This window comes from Kitasatospora sp. NPDC087314, from assembly GCF_044744365.1.
GTDB lineage: Bacteria > Actinomycetota > Actinomycetes > Streptomycetales > Streptomycetaceae > Kitasatospora.
This window is the reverse complement of record NZ_JBIUYE010000012.1, coordinates 237,845-257,251: the sequence shown is the minus strand read 5'-3', so window position 1 is coordinate 257,251 and position 19,407 is coordinate 237,845. Positions and strand designations below refer to the sequence as shown.

Genomic DNA, 19,407 nt, shown 5'->3' with positions numbered 1-19,407 from the left:
CTGACCACCGCGACATCTCGGCCCGATCACGACGGTCTCGGCCCGGTGAAGCGCGCGTCAAGGTCGCGTCAACGTCCCACTGTCACCCGTATGGAGGGCGTCAGGGACCCATAACGCGCCCCTGACGGCTGCTTTGCTGCATCTGCCGGTCGTCCGCCGGTGCCGCACGAAGGCCCCGGCCCGTTCGCGGCAATCTCCCGAAGCACGCTGGTGGAGCCCATGTCCGATCTCATCTACGTCGGTGTCACGGTCGCCGTGTTCGCCGTCATCGCCCTGATCGCGCGGGGGGTGGAGAAGCTGTGAGCGCGGAGAACATCGCAGGTCTGATCGTGGCCGTCGCGCTCGTCGGCTATCTCGTCGTAGCGCTGATCTTCCCGGAGAAGTTCTGACATGGGATCCACTCTCGCGGGCTGGCTGCAGGCCCTGGCCCTGGTCGGGGCCCTGGCCCTGTGCTACCGCCCCCTTGGCGACTACATCGCCAAGCTCCTCACCACCACCAAGCACCTCAGAGTCGAGCGCGGCATCTACAAGGTGATCGGCGTCGACGGCGACGCCGATCAGCGCTGGCCGGTGTACCTCCGCTCGGTGCTGGCCTTCTCGGCCGTCTCGGTCCTCTTCCTCTACGGCCTGATCCGCCTCCAGGGCTACCTGCTGCTGAACCTGGGCGTTCCGCAGATGGAGGGCCACCAGGCCTGGAACACCGCGATCTCGTTCGTCGCCAACACCAACTGGCAGTCCTACGCCGGTGAGTCCGCGATGGGCCACCTGGCGCAGATGGCGGGCCTGGCGGTGCAGAACTTCGTCTCCGCGGCCGTCGGCATCGCCGTCGTCGCCGCGCTGATCCGGGGCTTCACCCGCAACCGGACGGACCGGGTCGGCAACTTCTGGGTGGACCTCGTCCGGATCAACCTCCGTCTGCTGCTGCCGATCTCGATCGTCTTCGCCCTGGTCCTGGCCGCCTCCGGCGTGATCCAGAACTTCCACGGCTTCCACGAGGTGGCCACGCTCAGCGGCGAGGTGCAGAAGATCCCGGGCGGCCCGGTGGCCTCCCAGGAGGTCATCAAGCTGCTCGGCACCAACGGTGGCGGCTTCTTCAACGCCAACTCGGCGCACCCGTTCGAGAACCCGACCGGCTTCTCCAACCTGGTCGAGATCTTCCTGCTGCTGGTGATCCCGTTCGCGCTGCCGCGGACCTTCGGCCGGATGGTCGGCGACCACCGCCAGGGCTACGCGATCGTCGCCGTGATGGGCCTCTTCTGGATCGCCTCGACCGCTCTGATCACCTTCGCGGAGTCGCAGCACCAGGGCACCGCCCTGCAGGCCGCGGGCGCCGCGATGGAGGGCAAGGAGCAGCGCTTCGGTATCGCCGCCTCCGGCCTGTTCGCGGCGTCGACGACGCTGACCTCGACCGGCGCGGTGAACTCCTTCCACGACTCGTACACGCCGTTCGGCGGCGGGCTGACGGTCTTCAACATGATGCTGGGCGAGATCGCGCCCGGCGGTACCGGCTCCGGTCTGTACGGCATGCTCGTGCTGGCGATCGTCGCGGTGTTCGTCGCCGGTCTGATGGTCGGCCGCACCCCCGAGTACCTGGGCAAGAAGCTCGGCGGCCGGGAGATGAAGTTCGCCTCGCTGTACATCCTCACCACGCCGACGATCGTCCTGGTCGGCACGGGCGTGGCGATGGCCCTGCCGGGGGAGCGGGCCGGGATGCTCAACTCGGGCGCCCACGGCTTCTCCGAGGTGCTGTACGCCTTCACCTCGGCCGCGAACAACAACGGCTCGGCCTTCGGCGGCATCACCGTCAACACCGACTGGTACGACACCGCGCTCGGCCTGGCGATGATCTTCGGTCGCCTCCTGCCGATCGTCTTCGTCCTGGCGCTGTCCGGTTCGCTCGCCCAGCAGCAGCCGGTCCCGGCCACCCCGGGCACCCTGCCCACCCACAAGCCGCTGTTCGTGGGCCTGCTGTCGGGCGTCATCCTGATCGTCGTCGGCCTCACCTACTTCCCGGCCCTGGCTCTCGGGCCGATCGCGGAAGGTCTCTCCTCCTGATGTCCACCCCTACGCTCAACCCCGCACCGGCCGACAAGGCCGAGCCCGCCGCGCCGCACAGAGTGGCCAGCGGTCTCCTCGACCCGAAGCTGATCGTCGCGTCCCTGCCGGACGCGGTGAAGAAGCTCGACCCCCGGGTGATGGTCAAGAACCCGGTGATGTTCGTGGTCGAGGTCGGCTCGGTGGTCACCACCGTCTCCGCGATCGCCAGCCCGTCCGTGTTCGCCTGGGCCATCACCGTCTGGCTCTGGCTCACCACGATCTTCGCCAACCTGGCCGAGGCCGTCGCCGAGGGCCGCGGCAAGGCCCAGGCCGACACCCTGCGCAAGACCAAGACCGAGAGCGTCGCCCGCCGGCTCACCGACTGGCCCGCCACGCAGGCCGAGGAGGAGGTCCCGGGCACCGCGCTGCGGCTCGGCGACCACGTGGTGGTCGAGGCCGGGCAGATCATCCCCGGCGACGGCGACGTCGTCGAGGGCGTCGCGAGCGTCGACGAGTCGGCGATCACCGGCGAGTCCGCGCCGGTCATCCGCGAGTCCGGCGGCGACCGTTCCGCGGTCACCGGCGGCACCAAGGTGCTGTCCGACCGGATCGTGGTGAAGATCGCCTCGGAGCCCGGCAAGTCCTTCATCGACCGGATGATCGCCCTGGTCGAGGGTGCCGCCCGGCAGAAGACGCCGAACGAGATCGCGCTGAACATCCTGCTCGCCTCGCTGACCATCGTCTTCCTGGTCGCCGTGGTGACCCTGCAGCCGATGGCCACCTACGCGGGCGCCCCGCAGTCGATGATCGTCCTGGTCGCCCTGATCGTGGCGCTCATCCCGACCACCATCGGCGCGCTGCTCTCCGCGATCGGCATCGCCGGCATGGACCGGCTGGTGCAGCGCAACGTGCTGGCGATGTCCGGCCGCGCCGTCGAGGCGGCCGGCGACGTCAACACCCTGCTGCTGGACAAGACCGGCACCATCACCCTGGGCAACCGCCAGGCCGCCGAGTTCCTGCCCGCCCCGGGCGTCTCCACCGAGGAGTTGGCCAGCGCCGCGCAGCTGTCGTCCCTCGCGGACGAGACCCCGGAGGGCCGCTCGATCGTGGTCCTCGCCAAGACCGAGTACGGCCTGCGGGCCCGCGCCCAGGGCGAGTTGACGCACGCCACGTGGGTCCCGTTCACCGCCCAGACCCGGATGTCCGGCGTCGACCTGGACGAGGCCGAGGCGGTCCACCAGGTCCGCAAGGGCGCGGCCGGCGCGGTCACCAACTGGGTGACCGAGAACGGCGGTTCGGTCGGTGACGAGGTCTCCGCCCTGGTCGACGGGATCTCCGCGGCCGGCGGCACCCCGCTGGTGGTGGCCACCAAGGTCGGCGCCGAGCCGGCCCGCGTCCTCGGGGTGATCCACCTCAAGGACGTGGTCAAGGAGGGCATGCGGGAGCGCTTCGACGAGCTCCGCCGGATGGGCATCAAGACCATCATGATCACGGGTGACAACCCGCTGACCGCCAAGGCGATCGCGGAGGAGGCGGGCGTGGACGACTTCCTCGCCGAGGCCACCCCCGAGGACAAGATGGCCCTGATCAAGAAGGAGCAGGAGGGCGGCAAGCTGGTCGCGATGACCGGCGACGGCACCAACGACGCCCCCGCGCTCGCCCAGGCCGACGTCGGCGTGGCCATGAACACCGGGACCATGGCGGCCAAGGAGGCCGGCAACATGGTCGACCTGGACTCCAACCCGACCAAGCTGATCGAGATCGTCGAGATTGGCAAGCAGCTGCTGATCACCCGTGGCGCGCTGACCACCTTCTCGATCGCCAACGACGTGGCCAAGTACTTCGCGATCATCCCCGCGATGTTCGCCGGGGTCTACCCGGGCCTGAGCCACCTCAACATCATGGGCCTGCACAGCCCGCAGTCCGCGATCACCTCGGCGATCATCTTCAACGCCCTGGTCATCGTCGGCCTGATCCCGCTCGCCCTGCGCGGCGTGCGCTACCGCCCGTCCGACGCCAGCTCCCTGCTGCGCCGCAACATCGGGGTCTACGGCTTCGGCGGTCTGGTGGTGCCGTTCGTCGGCATCAAGCTGATCGACCTGATCGTCCAGTTCATCCCCGGCCTGAGCTGAGAGAGGAGAATCCGATGTCCAAGCCCCTGCCGACGACCGTCCGCACCCACTTCACCGCACTGCGGGTGCTGCTGGTGCTCACGGTGATCCTCGGGATCGCCTACCCGCTGCTGGTCACCGGGATCAGCCAGGTCGCCTTCAGCGAGAAGGCCAACGGCTCGCTCGTGAAGTCCGACGGTAAGGAGGTCGGTTCCAGCCTGCTCGGCCAGAACTACAACCTCCCCAAGAAGAACCCCGACGACGCGAAGGAGGAGCCGGTCCCGGACCCGAAGTGGTTCCAGCCCCGGCCCTCCACCAACAACTACGCCGGCGACAACTCGGGCGCCTCCAACCTCGGCCCGAACAGCGACGACCTGCTCAAGGCCGTCAACGACCGCCGCGCCGCGGTCGCCGAGTTCGACGGCGTCGACCCGGCGAGCGTCCCGGCCGACGCGCTGACCGCCTCCGGCTCCGGCCTCGACCCGCACATCTCGGTCGCCTACGCCAAGGAGCAGGTGAACCGGGTCGCCAAGGCCCGGAACCTGTCGGCCGACACGCTGAACCAGCTGGTCGGCACGTACACCGAAGGCCGCTCGCTCGGCTTCCTCGGCCAGGAGGGCGTCAACGTCGTCCTGCTCAACCGGGCACTCGCGGAACAGAAGTGACAGGCCAACGGCTGGATCCGTGAAACGGGCCGACCCGGGCCGGGGCACCACCCCCGCGCCCGGGTCGGCCGCCGTACGTCCCGACCCCGGCACGAGGACGCCTGTCGGCCGCCCTCGCAGGAACGAAAGAGCAGTGCCCATGGCCCGCGACCTCACCCCCGGCACCGGTATCCGCGGCGGCCGGCTGAGGGTGTACCTCGGTTCCGCCCCGGGGGTCGGCAAGACCTACCGGATGCTGGACGAGGCCCGGCGCAGACAGGAGCGCGGGGCCGACGTCGTGGTCGGGTACATCGAGTGCCACGGCCGCCGCCACACCGAGGGCATGCTGGACGGCCTGGAGGTCCTGCCGCGCGTCCAACGCTCCTACCGGGACGCCGAGTTCGACGAGATGGACCTCGACGCCGTGCTCGCCCGCCGACCGGCCGTCGTGCTGGTCGACGAACTGGCGCACACCAACATCCCCGGCGGCCGTCACGCCAAGCGCTGGCAGGACGTCGACGAACTGCTGGCCGCCGGGATCGACGTCATCACCACCGTCAACATCCAGCACCTGGAATCGCTGAACGACGTCGTCCAGAAGATCACCGGCATCCCGCAGCGCGAGACCGTCCCGGACGAGGTGGTGCGCCGGGCCGACCAGATCGAACTCGTCGACATGGCCCCGCAGGCGCTGCGCCGCCGCATGGCCCACGGCAACGTCTACAGGGCGGAGAAGGTGGACGCCGCGCTCTCCAACTACTTCCGGGTCGGCAACCTCACCGCCCTGCGCGAACTCGCCCTGCTCTGGGTGGCCGGGCGGGTCGACGAGGGCCTGCGCGACTACCGGGCCGACCACAACATCGACCGGGTCTGGGAGACCCGCGAACGCGTCGTGGTCGCCCTCACCGGCGGCCCCGAGGGCGAGACCCTGATCCGCCGCGCCGCCCGGATCGCCGACCGCACCGCCGGCGGCGACCTGCTGGCCGTCCACGTCACCCGCAGCGACGGCCTGGCCGGCGCCTCCTCGGGCGCGCTCGCCCAGCAGCGGCAGCTGGTGGAGACCCTCGGGGGCAGCTACCACGTCGTGGTCGGCGACGACATCCCCACCTCGTTGCTCGCCTTCGCCCGCGCCCACGACGCCACCCAGCTGGTGCTCGGCACCAGCCGCCGCGGCCGGATCAACCGCTTCCTCACCGGCCCCGGCATCGGTGAGACCACCGTGGACGCCTCCGAGGACATCGACGTCCACATGGTCACCCACGAGTTCACCGGCCGCGGCCGGCTGCCCTCGCTCGGCCGCCGCCACTCCCGGCGCCGCACCATCGCCGGCTACGTCGCCGGCCTCGTGGTGCCCTGGCTGCTGACCGCGATCCTCTCCCAGGCGCACCAGAGCATCAACCTCACCACCGACGCGCTGATCTTCCAGCTCGGCGTGGTCATCGTCGCCCTGCTCGGCGGCGCCACCTCCGCCCTGCTGGCCTCGGTCGCCGCCTCGCTGCTGCTCAACTACTACTTCATCCCGCCGATCCACACCCTGACCATCGGCGAGACCAACAACATCGTCGCCCTGGTCGTCTTCGCCGCCGTCGCGCTCGCCGTCTCCACCGTGGTCGACCACGCCAGCCGGCTCACCACCCGCGCCGCCCGCGCCACCGCCGAGGCCGAGACCCTCTCCACCCTGGCCGGCAGCGTGCTGCGCGGCGCCGACGCCCTGTCCGCCCTGATGGAGAAGTCCCGGACGGCCTTCGGCATGCAGGCCGTCGCCCTGCTCTCCCGGGTCGACGGCGAGGTGCTCGCCCACTCCGAGACCGAGCACCAGGAGGACACCGACGAGCAGAGCGAGACCACCGAGGTCCCGGTCGGCGCGGACGCCGTCCTGGTCCTCACCGGCCGCCGGCTGCCGGCCGCCGACCAGCGCGTGCTCACCGCCTTCGCCGCGCACGTGGCCGTCGCGCTGGAACGCGACCGGCTCGCCATGGTCGCCGCCGAGGTCGAGCCGATCAAGGCCGCCGACCGGATGCGCACCGCCCTGCTCGCCGCCGTCAGCCACGACCTGCGCACCCCGCTCGCCGCCGCGCTCGCCTCGGTCGGCTCGCTGCGCAGCCCCGACGTCGAGTTCTCGCCCGAGGACCAGGCCGAACTCCTGGCCACCGCCGACGAGTCGCTGGTCAAGCTCACCCGCCTGGTCGACAACCTGCTCGACATGAGCCGCCTCCAGGCCGGCGCGCTCACCCTGCACCTCACCGAGACCCACCTCGACGAGATCCTGCCCCGGGCCCTCGACAGCCTCCCCGACCCGTACGCGCCGGTCCAGCCGCTCGACCTGGACACCGCGCCGCCGGTGCTCGCCGACCCGCCGCTGCTGGAGCGGGTGCTCGCCAACGTGATCACCAACGCGCTGCGCCACAACGCCCCCGGCGCGCCCGTCCTGGTGACCGCCAGCCACCACGCCCACCAGGTCGAGATCCGGGTGATCGACCGCGGCCCCGGTATCGCCCCCGAGGAGCGCGACCGGGTCTTCCTGCCCTTCCAACGTCTCGGCGACACCGACAACACCAGCGGAGTCGGCCTCGGCCTCGCGCTCTCCCGCGGCCTGGCCGAGGCCATGGGCGGCAGCCTTGAGGTCGAGGACACCCCCGGGGGCGGCACCACCATGTTGCTCACCCTGCCCGCCGCCACTCGGGAGGAGCCCGTGCATGAGTGAAATCCTGATTGTCGACGACGAACCCGCCCTGCTGCGCACGCTGCGGATCAACCTCAGCGCCCGGCAGTACGCCGTCCGGACGGCCGCCAGCGGCGGCGAGGCACTGGACCGCGCCGCGCACTCCGTCCCGGACGCCGTGCTGCTCGACCTCGGCCTGCCGGACCTCGACGGCATGGACGTGCTGCGCGGCCTGCGCACCCGCAGCGCGATGCCGATCATCGTGCTCTCCGGCCGCTCCGGCGCCGCCGACAAGGTGGACGCCCTCGACGCGGGCGCCGACGACTACCTCACCAAGCCGTTCCTGATGGACGAGCTGCTGGCCCGGCTGCGCGCCGTACTGCGCCGACCGTTGGGCGGTGCCCCGCTGGGCCGCCCGGTGATCGGCGACCACACCGTCGACCTGACGGCCACCACGGTGACCGGCCCGCGGGGCGCGGTGCGGCTCACCCCGACCGAGTGGCGGATCCTCGCCCTGCTGGTGGCCAACCCCGGCCGGCTGGTGCCCGGGCGGCAGATCCTGCGCGAGGTGTGGGGGCCGGCCCAGGAGGCGCGCGGCAACTACCTGCGGGTCTACCTGGCCGGGCTGCGCCGCAAGCTGGAGCGCGATCCGGCCCGCCCGCGGCACCTGATCACCGAGCCGGGGATCGGGTACCGGTACGAGCCCTGAGCCCGCGTCGGCCGCCGCCGCGTCAACACCCCGTCAAGAGCGGGCCGGGGGCCGACAGGAGAGCGTCAAGGCCGACCGGCGGCGGTGCTCCGTGGGCGTAGCGTCAGTGCTGACCGAGCGGGCCCGGCTCCGTTGTGGGGGAGGTCCGGGGCCGCTCCAGCCGCCGTCCGACGGCGGCCAGCAGGTGGGGGAGGGGCGCGCGACATCAGTCGCGCGCCCCTTGAATTTCCCCCGTCGACTCCTCCCCGCAGCCGTCAGCCCCCGCCGGTGCTCCCGGACTGCCGGGGCAGCGCCAGCGCCACGGTGTCCGCGAACTCCCGCACCGCGCTGGTCCGGCTGACCACCCGGCCGCTGTGCACCACCAGCCGGCTGTGCCCGCCCGCGAGCGCCCCGGCCAGGCTGTCCCCGCGCACCGCCAGCAGCTCCGCCGGGAACCCGGCGTCCACCCGGACCGGCGGCAGCCCGAGCGCCGCCCGGGCCTGGTTCGCCACCGCGTCGTACGCCGCGTCCACAGCCAGCTCCCCACCCGCCGCCAGCAGGTACGCCGACTCCAGCGGGTCCGCCCGGCCGACCGGGTTGGACGGGTCCCGCAGCGCGCCGCTGCCGGCCGCCAGCGACACCCGGGCCTCCGTCAACTCCCGCAGCAGGCCCGGTCGCATCCCCGCCGACCGGCCTTCCAGGCCGGTGCAGCCGCCGTTCTGCGGCAGGCAGACCACCCGCACCCCGCCGGTCGCCAGCACCGTCGACGCGCCCCGGGCCAGTGCCCCGCACGGCCCGAGTGACACCCGCGGCCGCAGTGGCGCCAACGCGCCGACCAATCGCGCGAGTTGGGCCGGATCGCCGGCCGTGGTGTGCAGGTCCACCGGGCAGTCCGCCTCCCGGGCGGCCTCCAGCAGCACCTGGACGTACCCGGCTGGATCGGGGTCCAGCTCCGGGCAGCCGCCGGCCGCGGTGGCGCCCAGCTTGAGCGCGTCGCGCAGCTGCGCCCGGCCGTCCGCGCCGGCCCGGCCGGTGAGCAGCCGGGGCATCGCCACCGCCTGGAGCTCGGCCAGGCCGCGCAGCGCCTGCCGGGCGGTGAGCACCGCCTCCAGCCGGCGCAGCCCGTGCACGTCGCCGATCCGGACGTGGGTGCGCTGGGCGGTGGCGCCGTAGCCGAGCGAGGTGAGCGCGGCCTCGGTGACCCGGCGGGTGAGGTCGGTGGGGGTGTCCGGCGGCGGGGTGGGCAGCGCGGCGGAGAAGGCGGCGTCGTAGTGGGCGTGCGCCTCGGCGGGGGCCGGCAGCAGCAGGTAGCCCTTGAGGTCGATCCGGGCGCCGGTGGTGACGGTGGGCGCGCCGGGCAGGGCGGGCAGCGGGCCGAGGCTGCCGACGGTGCCGACGGCCTGGATCCGGTCGCCGCTGATCCGGACGTCCACCACCCGTCCGTCGGCCAGTCGGGCGCCGGTGAGCAGGAGGATCGGTCCGTGCCCGAGCGGGTTGGCCGCCGGGCCGGGCCCCGAGTGCGGCCCGTCGGCGGCTGCGCTGTCCATCGCCGGCTCCCTTCCCGCGCTGGCCCGTCCGGTCGGCCGGACCGTCCCGATCCCAGGTCGTCCTGATCTCCCGGGCCGTCCCGATCAACGAGGGTCGAGCCTATGGCGCGCGGGGGCGGGGCGCCGGGAGGCGGGCAATAGTCGTATCGGGTCGGGCCGTGCGGCCGGGAGGCCGGTCGAACGCGGGGCCTCGGATCGTTCGTCCGTGCACCTCGCCGACCTGCGGTCTTCGCGTCGGGATACGGATTTCACCTCTGGGCGCGGAACGTGTAATCTCTTCCTCGTTCGCCCCTATAGCTCAGTCGGTAGAGCGTCTCCATGGTAAGGAGAAGGTCTGCGGTTCGATTCCGCATGGGGGCTCTGGTGAAAAGCAGTCAGTTGCCACTGTGCTGCGGATCACCGTGGCGGTGTAGCTCAGTTGGTAGAGCAAGCGGCTCATAATCGCTGTGTCACCGGTTCAAGTCCGGTCACCGCTACCCCGCGTAGTCGGTCGGGAGATCGCACTCCCGGTCGGCTACTCTTGTTGTGTTCTTATTCGTTGTCCAAGGAAGGCACTCCCGTGGCTGCCACCGATGTCCGCCCGAAGATCACGCTGGCCTGCGTGGAGTGCAAGGAGCGGAACTACATCACCAAGAAGAACCGGCGTAACGACCCGGACCGTCTTGAGATGAAGAAGCACTGCCCCCGCTGCAACTCGCACACCGCGCACCGCGAGACCCGCTGACCCTTTCGCAGGGCATCGGGCCTGTGTGAATCAGGTCTTGAGCTCCGGGCCGCATCCCTCAGGGGGTGCGGCCCGGAGTTTTTCGCGTATGCACCCATGCGCACCCCGCCGACGGCAACGGCCGCCGGATCCACCGCGCTTCCGAGGAGCTGCCCCCATGGCACTCGACCCCTCCTTCATCGGGCGGACCTACCCGCCCACCGAGCCGTACGAGGTCGGCCGGGAGAAGATCCGCGAGTTCGCGATCGCGATCGGGGACGCCAATCCGGCGTTCACCGACCCGGAGGCGGCGAAGGCGCTGGGCCACCCCGATGTGATCGCCCCGCCGACCTTCCCGTTCGTGATCACCTACCGGGCGGCCGCCCAGGTGGTCGAGGACCCGGAGCTCGGCCTGGACTACAGCCGGGTGGTGCACGGGGACCAGAAGTTCTCGTACTCCCGCCCGGTGCTGGCGGGCGACCGGCTGACGGTCGCGGTGACCATCGACAACATCAAGTCGCTGGCTGGCAACGACGTGCTCACCGTGCGTGGCGAGGTGTCGGACGCGATCGGCGAGCACGTGGTGACGTCGATCATGACGCTGGTGGCCCGGGCCGCCGACGAGACGGGGGAGTGAGCACGATGGCGATCAGCTACGACGAGGTCGAGGTCGGCACCCAGCTGCCGGCGCAGTCCTTTCCGGTGACCCGCGACACCCTGGTGCGGTACGCGGGCGCCTCCGGCGACTTCAACCCGATCCACTGGAACGAGAAGTTCGCGCTGGAGGTCGGCCTGCCGGACGTCATCGCGCACGGCATGTTCACCATGGCCCAGGCGATCCGGGTGGTCACCGACTGGGTCGGCGACCCGGCGGCGGTGGTCGAGTACGGCGTCCGCTTCACCCGTCCGGTCCCGGTGCCGAACGACGGTGTCGGCGCGGTGGTCGAGGTCTCGGCCAAGGTCGCCAAGCTGCTGGACGACCGCAGGGTGCAGGTCGACCTGCTGGCCACCACGGGCGGGCAGAAGGTGCTCGGGATGTCGAGGGCGGTCGTCCGGCTCGCCTGAGGCGCGTCCGGCCGCGGCGGGGCCCGTTCGGCGGGCTTCCCGCCGCGCCCGTCGGCCTTGCGAAGATAGTGATTGGCCACTAACTTGACTTCCATGGCGAGGGCGAGCATGCGGATGAGTGCGGAGGAGCGGCGCGAGAGCGTCATCCGTGCCGCCATGATCGAGTTCGCCAGGAGCGGCTACCGGGGGACCTCCACCGAGACGATCGCCCGCCGGGTGGGCGTCTCGCAGCCGTACCTGTTCCGGCTGTTCCCCAGCAAGCAGGCCATCTTCAAGGCCGCCGCCGACCGCTGCATCGAGGAGACCTGGCAGGTCTTCGACGAGGCCTCGGCCGGGCTGACCGGCGAGGCGGCCGGCGTGGCGATGTCCCGCGCCTACCTGGGGCTGGTCGGGGACCGCGAGCAGCTCATGATGCAGATGCAGCTCTACGTCTCGGTGTTCGCCGGCGAAACGGCGGACGAGGACGAGATCGGCGAGGCCGCCCGGGCGGGCTGGCTCGAACTGTTCGACCGGATCAGGATCCGGCTGGGCGGCGACACCGAGGACGCGACCGCGTTCATGGCGTACGGGATGCTGATCAACACGCTGGTGGCGCTGGGCTACCCCAGGGACCACCGGATCTGGGACGGCTTCGGGCCGCCGGACGAGCCGCAGGGCGAGGAGCGCGACGGGGAACAGGGCGAGCCGCAGGGCGAGTCCTAGGCCGGGGAGAGGCCGTGCGGCGGCGTCCGCGCGGCCCTTTTTCGGCCCACAGAAGTTATTGATCAATAACTATCCAGAGGGGAAGTGGGGGACGTCATGTCGGAGAAACCGGAGAAGACGGAACGGCGGGCGGCGGCGGAACGGCCCGAGCCGCCAGGCCTGGGGCGGACCGGCGTCTGGACGCTGGTGATCACCAGCGTCGCGGGCTTCATGGCCAGCCTGGACAACCTGGTCGTCACCACGGCGCTGCCGTCCATCCGCGAGGATCTCGGCGGCGGGCTGTCCGACCTGGAGTGGACGGTCAGCGCCTACACCCTGGCCTTCGCCGTCCTGCTGATGTTCGGCGCCGCGCTCGGCGACCGCTTCGGCCGCCGCCGGATCTTCCTGGTCGGGCTCACGCTCTTCACCGTCGGCTCCGCCGCGGCCGCCCTGTCGCCGGACATCGGCTCGCTGATCGCCGCCCGCGCCGTCCAGGGCGCCGGCGCCGCGGTGTCGATGCCGCTCACCCTCACCCTGCTCACCGCCGCGGTGCCGGCGGCCAAGCGGGGACTGGCCTTCGGCATCTGGGCGGGCGTCAACGGCCTGGCCGTCGCCACCGGGCCGCTGGTCGGCGGGACGCTCACCGAGCACTTCTCCTGGCAGTGGATCTTCTGGGTGAACGTCCCGGTCGGCCTCGTCCTGGTACCGCTCTCCGCCCTCAAGCTCCGCGAGAGCCGGGGCGCCAGCCCGGCCCTGGACGTGGCCGGCACGGTCCTGGTCAGCCTGGGCCTGTTCGGCGTCGTCCTCGGCCTGATCCGCGGCAACCCGAACGGCTGGACCAGCCCGCTGGTGCTGGGCTCGCTGATCGCCGGCGTCGCACTGCTGACCGCCTTCGTGCTGTACGAGCAGCGCTGGGCCAAGCACCCGATGCTGCCGATGCGGCTGTTCCGCAGCCGGGCGTTCTCCGCCGTCAACGCGTCCGGCCTGCTGATGTTCCTCGGCATGTTCGGCTCGATCTTCCTGATCAGCCAGCACCTGCAGACCGTGGGCGGCTACAGCCCGCAGGAGGCCGGCATCCGGATGCTCCCGTGGACCGGGATGCCGCTGATCGTCGCCCCGATCGCGGGCATCCTGGCCGACCGGTTCGGCGGCCGCCCGATCGTGGTCACCGGGCTCCTGCTGCAGGGCGCCGGCCTGGCGATGTACGCGGCGATCACCGGCGGCACCACGGGCTACGACTACGGCGCCGAGATCCCCGCCGTGGTGATCTGCGGCATCGGCATGTCGCTGTACTTCGCCCCGACCGCCGCCCTGGTGATGGACAGCGTCCGGCCGGAGGAGCAGGGCATCGCCTCCGGCGCCAACAACGCGCTGCGCGAGGTGGGCGGCGCGCTCGGGGTGGCCGTCCTCTCGGCGGTGTTCTCGGCGCAGGGCGGGTACACGTCCGAGCAGTCCTTCGTCGACGGGCTGGTGCCCGCGCTGTACGTCGGCGCGGGGGTGGTCGTGGTCGCGGCCGTGTGCGCGATGCTCCTCCCGCGCAAGGCGAAGCCCGCGGCGGCCGAGCCTGTGGACGCCACGCAGGCTGCGGCCGACAGGACGGGCAAGGCCGTAGCGGCCGCCGACGCCGAGCAGCCTGCGGCGGAGCCGGTCCCCGCCGAGGCGTCGAAGGTCTGACCGGCGGGTCGGGGGCGGCGCGCCGGTGCCCGGCGGGCCCGCCGCCCCGCCCCGTACGCTGGTGGGCGTGCTGGTAGAAAACGACGCCCCCCTCGCCCCGCTGACCACGCTCCGGCTCGGCGGCCCGGCCCGCCGCCTGGTGACCGCCCACACCGACGACGAGGTGATCGCCGCCGTCCGCGAGGCCGACACGGCCGGTGAGCCGCTGCTGGTCCTCGGCGGCGGCTCCAACCTGGTGATCGGCGACGCCGGCTTCCCCGGCACCGTGCTGCGGATCGCCACCACCGGCTTCGCCCTGGACGGCACCGTGCTGGAGCTGGCGGCCGGCGAGGTCTGGTCGGAGGCGGTCACCCGTACGGTGCGCGAGCACGGCCTGGCGGGCGTCGAGTTCCTGGCCGGCATCCCCGGCTCGGCCGGCGCCACGCCGGTGCAGAACGTCGGCGCCTACGGCCAGGAGGTCGCCCAGTCGATCACCGAGGTGGTCGCCTACGACCGCACGGCCGGCGCGGTGGTCACGCTCACCAACGCCGAGTGCGCGTTCTCCTACCGGCACAGCCGCTTCAAGGCCGAGCCGGACCGCTACGTGGTGCTGCGGGTGCGGTTCGCCCTGGCGGACCACGACGGCCTCTCCACCCCGGTCAAGTACGCCGAGGTGGCCCGGCACTTCGGCGTCGAGCAGGGCGAGCGGGTGCCGCTGGAGCGGGCGTACGACGCGGTGCTGGGGCTGCGCTCCGGCAAGGGCATGGTGCTGGACCCGGCGGACCACGACACCTGGTCGGCCGGCTCCTTCTTCACCAACCCGGTGCTCACCGCCGCGCAGTACGAGTCCTTCCGCACCCGCCCGGGCACCGAGAACGCCCCCGCCTACCCGGCGTCGGAGGGCTGCACCAAGACCTCGGCCGCCTGGCTGATCGACCGGGCCGGCTTCGGCAAGGGCTACGGCGACGGCCCGGCGACGCTCTCCACCAAGCACACCCTGGCGCTCACCAACCGCGGCTCGGCCACCGCCGAGGACCTGCTGGCGCTGGCCCGGGAGATCCGGGACGGCGTCCGCGAGGCCTTCGGGGTCGAGCTGGTGAACGAGCCGGTGATGATCGGGGTCAAGCTCTAGGGACGGCCCCGTCCTGGGCGGCCGCACCGTTGGCCAGCCAGGCGTCGACGTCCGCCAGCAACTCCTTGCGGACGGCCTCCGGTGCGCGCGAGCCGCGCACGGACTGCCGTGCCAGCTCGGCGAGTTCGGCATCGCTGAAGCCCAGGACGTCGCGGGCCAGGTCGTACTGGGCGGCCAGCCGGCTGCCGAACAGCAGCGGGTCGTCGGCGCCCAGCGCCAGCGGCACACCGGCGTCGAACAGCCGCCGCAGCGGCACGTCCTCGGGGCGCTCGTAGACGCCGAGCGAGACGTTCGAGGACGGGCAGACCTCGCAGGTGATCTGGCGGTCGGCCAGCCGCGCCATCAGCCGGGGGTCCTCGGCGGCGCGGACGCCGTGGCCGATCCGGCCGGCGCCCAGGTCGTCCAGGCAGTCCCGGACGGACTCGGGCCCGGCCAGCTCGCCGCCGTGCGGGGCGGCCAGCAGCCCGCCCTTGCGGGCGATCTCGAAGGCCCGGTCGAAGTCCCGGGCGAGGCCGCGGCGCTCGTCGTTGGAGAGGCCGAAGCCGACCACGCCGTGGTCGGCGTACCGGACGGCGAGCCGGGCCAGCGTCCGGGCGTCCATCGGGGACTTCATCCGGTTCGCCGCGACCAGCACCCGGATGCCCACCCCGGTGGCCTCGGCGGCGTGCTCCACCGCGTCCAGGATCAGCTCCAGCGCGGGGATCAGCCCGCCCAGCCGGGGTGCGTACGAGGTCGGGTCGACCTGGATCTCCAGCCAGCGGGAGCCGTCCCGCCGCTCGTCCTGCGCGGTCTCCAGGACCAGCCGGCGGATGTCCTCCTCGTCCCGCAGCACCGAGCGGGCGGTGTCGTACAGGCGCTGGAAGCGGAACCAGCCGCGTTCGTCGGTGGCCCGCAGTTTCGGCGGCTCGCCGGAGCTGAGCGCCTCCGGCAGCCGGACGCCGTGCTTGTCGGCCAGCTCCAGCAGGGTGGCGGGGCGCATCGAGCCGGTGAAGTGCAGGTGCAGGTGGGCCTTCGGAAGGTCCCTGACGTCTCGCGGGTTCAACAGGCGTTCCATTCGCCGATACTGCCGCATCGGGCCCCCAAACGGGAACCGCCCTCCTTCCGTCCCCCGAAGGGGTGAAAGAGGGCGGCTGCCACGCGTCGGCGGGCCGGCGGGAACCCGGGTCAGTCGCGGGCCTCGCCGAGCAGCTTCTGCAGCCGGCCGATGCCCTCGACCAGGTCGGCGTCGCCGAGCGCGTAGGAGAACCGCAGGTAGCCGGGGGTGCCGAAGGCCTCGCCCGGGACGGCCGCGACCTCGGCCTCGTCCAGGATCAGCGAGGCCAGCTCGCCGGAGCTCTGCGGGCGCCTGCCGCGGATCTCCTTGCCCAGCAGGCCCTTGACGGACGGGTAGACGTAGAACGCGCCCTCCGGCTCGGGGCAGTACACGCCCTCGATCTCGTTGAGCATCCGCACGATGGTCCGGCGGCGGCGGTCGAAGGCGGTGCGCATCTCGTGCACCGCGGACAGGTCGCCGCTGACGGCGGCGATCGCGGCGCGCTGGGCGACGTTGGAGACGTTCGAGGTGGCGTGCGACTGCAGGTTGGTCGCGGCCTTGATCACGTCCTTGGGGCCGATCACCCAGCCCACCCGCCAGCCGGTCATCGCGTAGGTCTTGGCGACGCCGTTGACCACGACGCACTTGTCGGCCAGCTCGGGCAGCAGGGCCGGCAGCGAGGTGAAGGCGGCCTCGCCGTACACCAGGTGCTCGTAGATCTCGTCGGTGAGCACCCAGAGGCCGTGCTCCAGCGCCCAGCGGCCGATCGCCTCGGCCTCGGCCTCGGTGTACACCGCGCCGGTCGGGTTGGACGGCGAGACGAAGAGCACCACCTTGGTGTTCTCGGTGCGGGCGGCCTCCAGCTGCTCGACCGAGACCTTGTAGCCGGTGGTCTCGTCGGTCACGACCTCCACCGGGACACCGCCGGCGAGCTGGACCGACTCCGGGTAGGTGGTCCAGTACGGGGCCGGGATGATGACCTCGTCGCCCGGGTCCAGGATCGCGGCGAACGCCTCGTAGATCGCCTGCTTGCCGCCGTTGGTGACGAGCACCTGGGAGGCGTCCACCTCGTAGCCGGAGTCGCGCAGCGTCTTGGCGGCGATCGCGGCCTTCAGCTCGGGCAGGCCACCCGCCGGGGTGTAGCGGTGGTTCTTCGGGTCGCGGCAGGCCTCGACGGCCGCCTCGACGATGTAGTCCGGGGTGGGGAAGTCCGGCTCGCCTGCGCCGAAGCCGATCACCGGACGGCCGGCCGCCTTGAGGGCCTTGGCCTTGGCGTCCACGGCGAGGGTCGCGGACTCGGCGATCGCGCCGACCCGGGCGGAGACCCGGCGGTCGGCGGGGCGGATGGAACGGTCGGGCTGCGGGGTGGAAGCGCTCATGCCTGCATCGTCGCAGAACCGGGACGGACCGGGCAGCGCGGTTTCACCATCCGTACCGGTCCGTCCACATGGCGGCATCCGCCGATCCGCCGGTGATCATGCGGGCATGCCGGACATATGCCGGGCGACCAGGGCCCGCGGAAGAAGAGGTTCGACCAAACACCCCTCGACCACGTACACTCACTGCTCGACGGCCCGCCGAAAAAGACCGGAGCTTCCGCCAGCTGTGCAGACAGCGGGGGGAGATGCGGTAGGTTGGTCGCTACGGAGCCGCGAGGCCCCGTAGGGCAATAGCTCAATTGGTAGAGCACCGGTCTCCAAAACCGGCGGTTGGGGGTTCAAGTCCCTCTTGCCCTGCTGCTTGATCCGTTTTCAGCCCGTTCGCTCGACAGAGCGAGCGGGCTTGACGCGGAGAGGGCGCCGATCAGCACCGTTTTTAGCCGGACGTTCGTGCCCCATCGGGTGACGGGACGCTCGGCAGGACCCGGATTCAGGTGAGGACGAGTGACGGAGACCACGGGCTCCACCGCAACGCCTGAGAGCGGCAACCCCGAGGGGGCCGACGGCGCTGCCGAGACCACGCCTGCGGAGGGCGAGGAGAAGGCGCTCTCGCGCCGCGACCGCAAGCGGGCCGCCCGCGCGGGCGACAAGAAGGCCGGCAAGCGGGCCAAGAAGGGCGTGTTCGCCCGGACCGCCCTCTTCTACCGCCAGATCATCGCCGAACTGCGCAAGGTCGTCTGGCCCACCCGGAGTGAGCTCACCAACTACACGACCGTCGTCGTCGTGTTCGTCGTGGTCGTGATGGCCTTCGTGGCCGGCCTGGACTACGGCCTCTCCAAGCTGAGCCTCCTGGTGTTCGGCTGACCTGGCCGTCCCCCTTCGAAACAGCCTCCCGACCCGGGCCGATCCTCGGCCCGGGTCGTGCTGTCTGCGCCGGTTGTACGCGGCCGCTACCGTGGACTCGGTACTGTTGAAGTCTCCGAGTCCTCTTCCTGGCGCCCGCGCGAGCGGCAGCCCGCCGGAGGCGGCCCCGGAGCGCGCCACCTTCACCATCTCCAGGAAAGAAGCAGCCACCGTGTCTGAGTCCCCCCTGTACGACGCCGACGAGACCGTCCGCGAGGCGGATGTCGCCGCCGAGCTGGACGCGGCCGAGCTGGCTGACGAAGCCGAGTCCGCCGAGCAGATCGTGGACGCCGCGGACAGCGACGAGGACGAGGTCGAGGCGTACGACGAGGCCGAGGCCGGCGAGCCCGCCGAGGAGGCCGCGCTGCACGTGGAGAGCGACGTGGAGCCCGCCGTCGAGGAGGCCGCCGAGGAGGCCGAGGTCGAGGTCGAGGCCGAGGAGGCCGTCGAGGTCGACCCGGTCGCCAAGTTCCGCGAGGACCTGCGCTTCATGCCGGGCGAGTGGTACGTGATCCACACCTACGCCGGCTACGAGAACCGGGTGAAGCAGAACCTGGAGCAGCGCGCCGTCTCGCTGAACGTCGAGGAGTACATCTTCCAGGCCGAGGTGCCGCAGGAGGAGGTCGTCCAGATCAAGAACGGCGACCGCAAGACCATCCGCCAGAACAAGCTCCCCGGCTACGTCCTGGTGCGCATGGACCTCACCCCCGAGTCCTGGGGCGTCGTGCGCAACACCCCCGGTGTCACCGGCTTCGTCGGCAACGCCTACGACCCGTACCCGCTGACCCTGGACGAGGTCGTCAAGATGCTCGCCCCGGACGTCGAGCGCCAGGCGGCCAAGGAGGCCGGCAAGCCCTCGCCGGTCAAGCCGAGCGAGATCCAGGTGCTGGACTTCGAGGTCGGCGACTCGGTCACCGTCACCGACGGCCCGTTCGCGACCCTGCAGGCGACCATCAACGAGATCAACCCCGACTCGAAGAAGGTCAAGGGCCTGGTCGAGATCTTCGGCCGGGAGACCCCGGTCGAGCTCTCCTTCGACCAGATCCAGAAGAACTAGTCCCACGGTCTTCGGATCCGGGGCGGGGCCGAGGGCCCTGCCCCGGATCCGTTTTGGTCCAGCGACGCGAAGGCGTTAGCCTGGTTCGATGTGTGTGCTGGCGGCCGGGTGT

At 71.8% G+C, this 19,407-nt stretch carries 18 protein-coding genes and 3 tRNA genes; 18 read left to right on the top strand and 3 right to left on the bottom strand.

What is annotated here, in order from left to right; all coding sequences use genetic code 11:
• Nucleotides 1–159: 159 nt before the first annotated feature.
• The 7 genes from ACIO5E_RS26375 (at nucleotide 160) to ACIO5E_RS26345 (ending at nucleotide 8,163) form a co-directional block, all read left to right on the top strand.
• Nucleotides 160–303, top strand: coding sequence for a hypothetical protein (locus ACIO5E_RS26375; RefSeq protein ID WP_400672169.1), 144 nt, complete (start codon nucleotides 160–162; stop codon nucleotides 301–303).
• The gene (gene kdpF / locus ACIO5E_RS26370; RefSeq protein ID WP_037971201.1) at nucleotides 300–389 is read left to right on the top strand and encodes a K(+)-transporting ATPase subunit F; all 90 of its coding nucleotides are present in this window, start codon (nucleotides 300–302) and stop codon (nucleotides 387–389) included. The genes ACIO5E_RS26375 and kdpF overlap by 4 nt, the downstream gene beginning before the upstream one ends.
• A gap of 1 nt (nucleotide 390) precedes the next feature.
• The gene (kdpA, locus tag ACIO5E_RS26365; RefSeq protein ID WP_400672167.1) at nucleotides 391–2,055 is read left to right on the top strand and encodes a potassium-transporting ATPase subunit KdpA; all 1,665 of its coding nucleotides are present in this window, start codon (nucleotides 391–393) and stop codon (nucleotides 2,053–2,055) included.
• Nucleotides 2,055–4,169, top strand: a complete 2,115-nt coding sequence (gene kdpB, locus ACIO5E_RS26360; RefSeq protein ID WP_400672164.1) for a potassium-transporting ATPase subunit KdpB — start codon at nucleotides 2,055–2,057, stop codon at nucleotides 4,167–4,169. The genes kdpA and kdpB overlap by 1 nt, the downstream gene beginning before the upstream one ends.
• A 14-nt stretch (nucleotides 4,170–4,183) precedes the next feature.
• Nucleotides 4,184–4,813 carry a potassium-transporting ATPase subunit KdpC gene (kdpC, locus tag ACIO5E_RS26355; protein ID WP_400672162.1) on the top strand — a complete coding sequence of 210 codons (630 nt, stop codon included), beginning with the start codon at nucleotides 4,184–4,186 and terminating at the stop codon, nucleotides 4,811–4,813.
• A 139-nt stretch (nucleotides 4,814–4,952) separates the two neighbouring features.
• Complete coding sequence (locus tag ACIO5E_RS26350; RefSeq protein ID WP_400672160.1) at nucleotides 4,953–7,496, top strand: ATP-binding protein; 2,544 nt, start codon at nucleotides 4,953–4,955, stop codon at nucleotides 7,494–7,496.
• Complete coding sequence (locus ACIO5E_RS26345) at nucleotides 7,489–8,163, top strand: response regulator (protein ID WP_400672157.1); 675 nt, start codon at nucleotides 7,489–7,491, stop codon at nucleotides 8,161–8,163. Before ACIO5E_RS26350 ends, ACIO5E_RS26345 begins: the two co-directional genes overlap by 8 nt.
• Nucleotides 8,164–8,417: 254 nt before the next feature.
• Here the strand turns inward: ACIO5E_RS26345 and ACIO5E_RS26340 are convergent, their stop codons facing one another.
• A complete protein-coding gene (locus ACIO5E_RS26340; RefSeq protein ID WP_400672155.1) occupies nucleotides 8,418–9,689 on the bottom strand; it encodes a hydrolase in 1,272 nt (423 codons plus the stop codon).
• 287 nt (nucleotides 9,690–9,976) lie between these two features.
• Between ACIO5E_RS26340 and ACIO5E_RS26335 the strand changes: the two genes are divergently transcribed.
• From ACIO5E_RS26335 to ACIO5E_RS26300, 8 genes are all read left to right on the top strand, one after another.
• A tRNA-Thr gene (locus ACIO5E_RS26335) sits at nucleotides 9,977–10,049 on the top strand.
• A gap of 43 nt (nucleotides 10,050–10,092) precedes the next feature.
• A tRNA-Met gene (locus ACIO5E_RS26330) sits at nucleotides 10,093–10,165 on the top strand.
• An 83-nt stretch (nucleotides 10,166–10,248) separates the two neighbouring features.
• Nucleotides 10,249–10,413 carry a 50S ribosomal protein L33 gene (gene rpmG, locus ACIO5E_RS26325; protein WP_006604855.1) on the top strand — a complete coding sequence of 55 codons (165 nt, stop codon included), beginning with the start codon at nucleotides 10,249–10,251 and terminating at the stop codon, nucleotides 10,411–10,413.
• Nucleotides 10,414–10,570: 157 nt separating this feature from the next.
• Nucleotides 10,571–11,029: a MaoC family dehydratase N-terminal domain-containing protein gene (locus tag ACIO5E_RS26320; RefSeq protein WP_400672153.1), complete on the top strand. Its 459-nt coding sequence runs from the start codon at nucleotides 10,571–10,573 to the stop codon at nucleotides 11,027–11,029.
• Between the two features lie 5 nt (nucleotides 11,030–11,034).
• A complete protein-coding gene (locus ACIO5E_RS26315) occupies nucleotides 11,035–11,457 on the top strand; it encodes a MaoC family dehydratase (protein ID WP_280675234.1) in 423 nt (140 codons plus the stop codon).
• Nucleotides 11,458–11,571: 114 nt separating this feature from the next.
• Nucleotides 11,572–12,159 carry a TetR/AcrR family transcriptional regulator gene (locus ACIO5E_RS26310; RefSeq protein WP_400672332.1) on the top strand — a complete coding sequence of 196 codons (588 nt, stop codon included), beginning with the start codon at nucleotides 11,572–11,574 and terminating at the stop codon, nucleotides 12,157–12,159.
• A gap of 210 nt (nucleotides 12,160–12,369) precedes the next feature.
• Nucleotides 12,370–13,812: an MFS transporter gene (locus tag ACIO5E_RS26305; RefSeq protein ID WP_400672330.1), complete on the top strand. Its 1,443-nt coding sequence runs from the start codon at nucleotides 12,370–12,372 to the stop codon at nucleotides 13,810–13,812.
• A gap of 25 nt (nucleotides 13,813–13,837) precedes the next feature.
• On the top strand, nucleotides 13,838–14,923 hold the full coding sequence (locus ACIO5E_RS26300; RefSeq protein WP_400672150.1) for a UDP-N-acetylmuramate dehydrogenase: 1,086 nt from the start codon (nucleotides 13,838–13,840) through the stop codon (nucleotides 14,921–14,923).
• Here ACIO5E_RS26300 and ACIO5E_RS26295 read toward each other — a convergent pair.
• A complete protein-coding gene (locus tag ACIO5E_RS26295; RefSeq protein ID WP_400672149.1) occupies nucleotides 14,913–15,977 on the bottom strand; it encodes an adenosine deaminase in 1,065 nt (354 codons plus the stop codon). The two genes, ACIO5E_RS26300 and ACIO5E_RS26295, sit on opposite strands and share 11 nt — an antisense overlap.
• A 110-nt stretch (nucleotides 15,978–16,087) precedes the next feature.
• Entirely contained in the window at nucleotides 16,088–17,335 is a 1,248-nt protein-coding gene (locus tag ACIO5E_RS26290; protein WP_400672147.1) for a pyridoxal phosphate-dependent aminotransferase, read from the bottom strand.
• 284 nt (nucleotides 17,336–17,619) lie between these two features.
• Here ACIO5E_RS26290 and ACIO5E_RS26285 point away from each other — a divergent pair.
• From ACIO5E_RS26285 to nusG, 3 genes are all read left to right on the top strand, one after another.
• Nucleotides 17,620–17,692: transfer RNA gene (locus ACIO5E_RS26285), tRNA-Trp, on the top strand.
• A gap of 147 nt (nucleotides 17,693–17,839) precedes the next feature.
• Nucleotides 17,840–18,199, top strand: coding sequence for a preprotein translocase subunit SecE (secE, locus tag ACIO5E_RS26280; RefSeq protein WP_400672144.1), 360 nt, complete (start codon nucleotides 17,840–17,842; stop codon nucleotides 18,197–18,199).
• A gap of 211 nt (nucleotides 18,200–18,410) precedes the next feature.
• Nucleotides 18,411–19,295: a transcription termination/antitermination protein NusG gene (gene nusG / locus ACIO5E_RS26275; protein WP_400672142.1), complete on the top strand. Its 885-nt coding sequence runs from the start codon at nucleotides 18,411–18,413 to the stop codon at nucleotides 19,293–19,295.
• The last annotated feature ends 112 nt before the right edge of the window (nucleotides 19,296–19,407 follow it).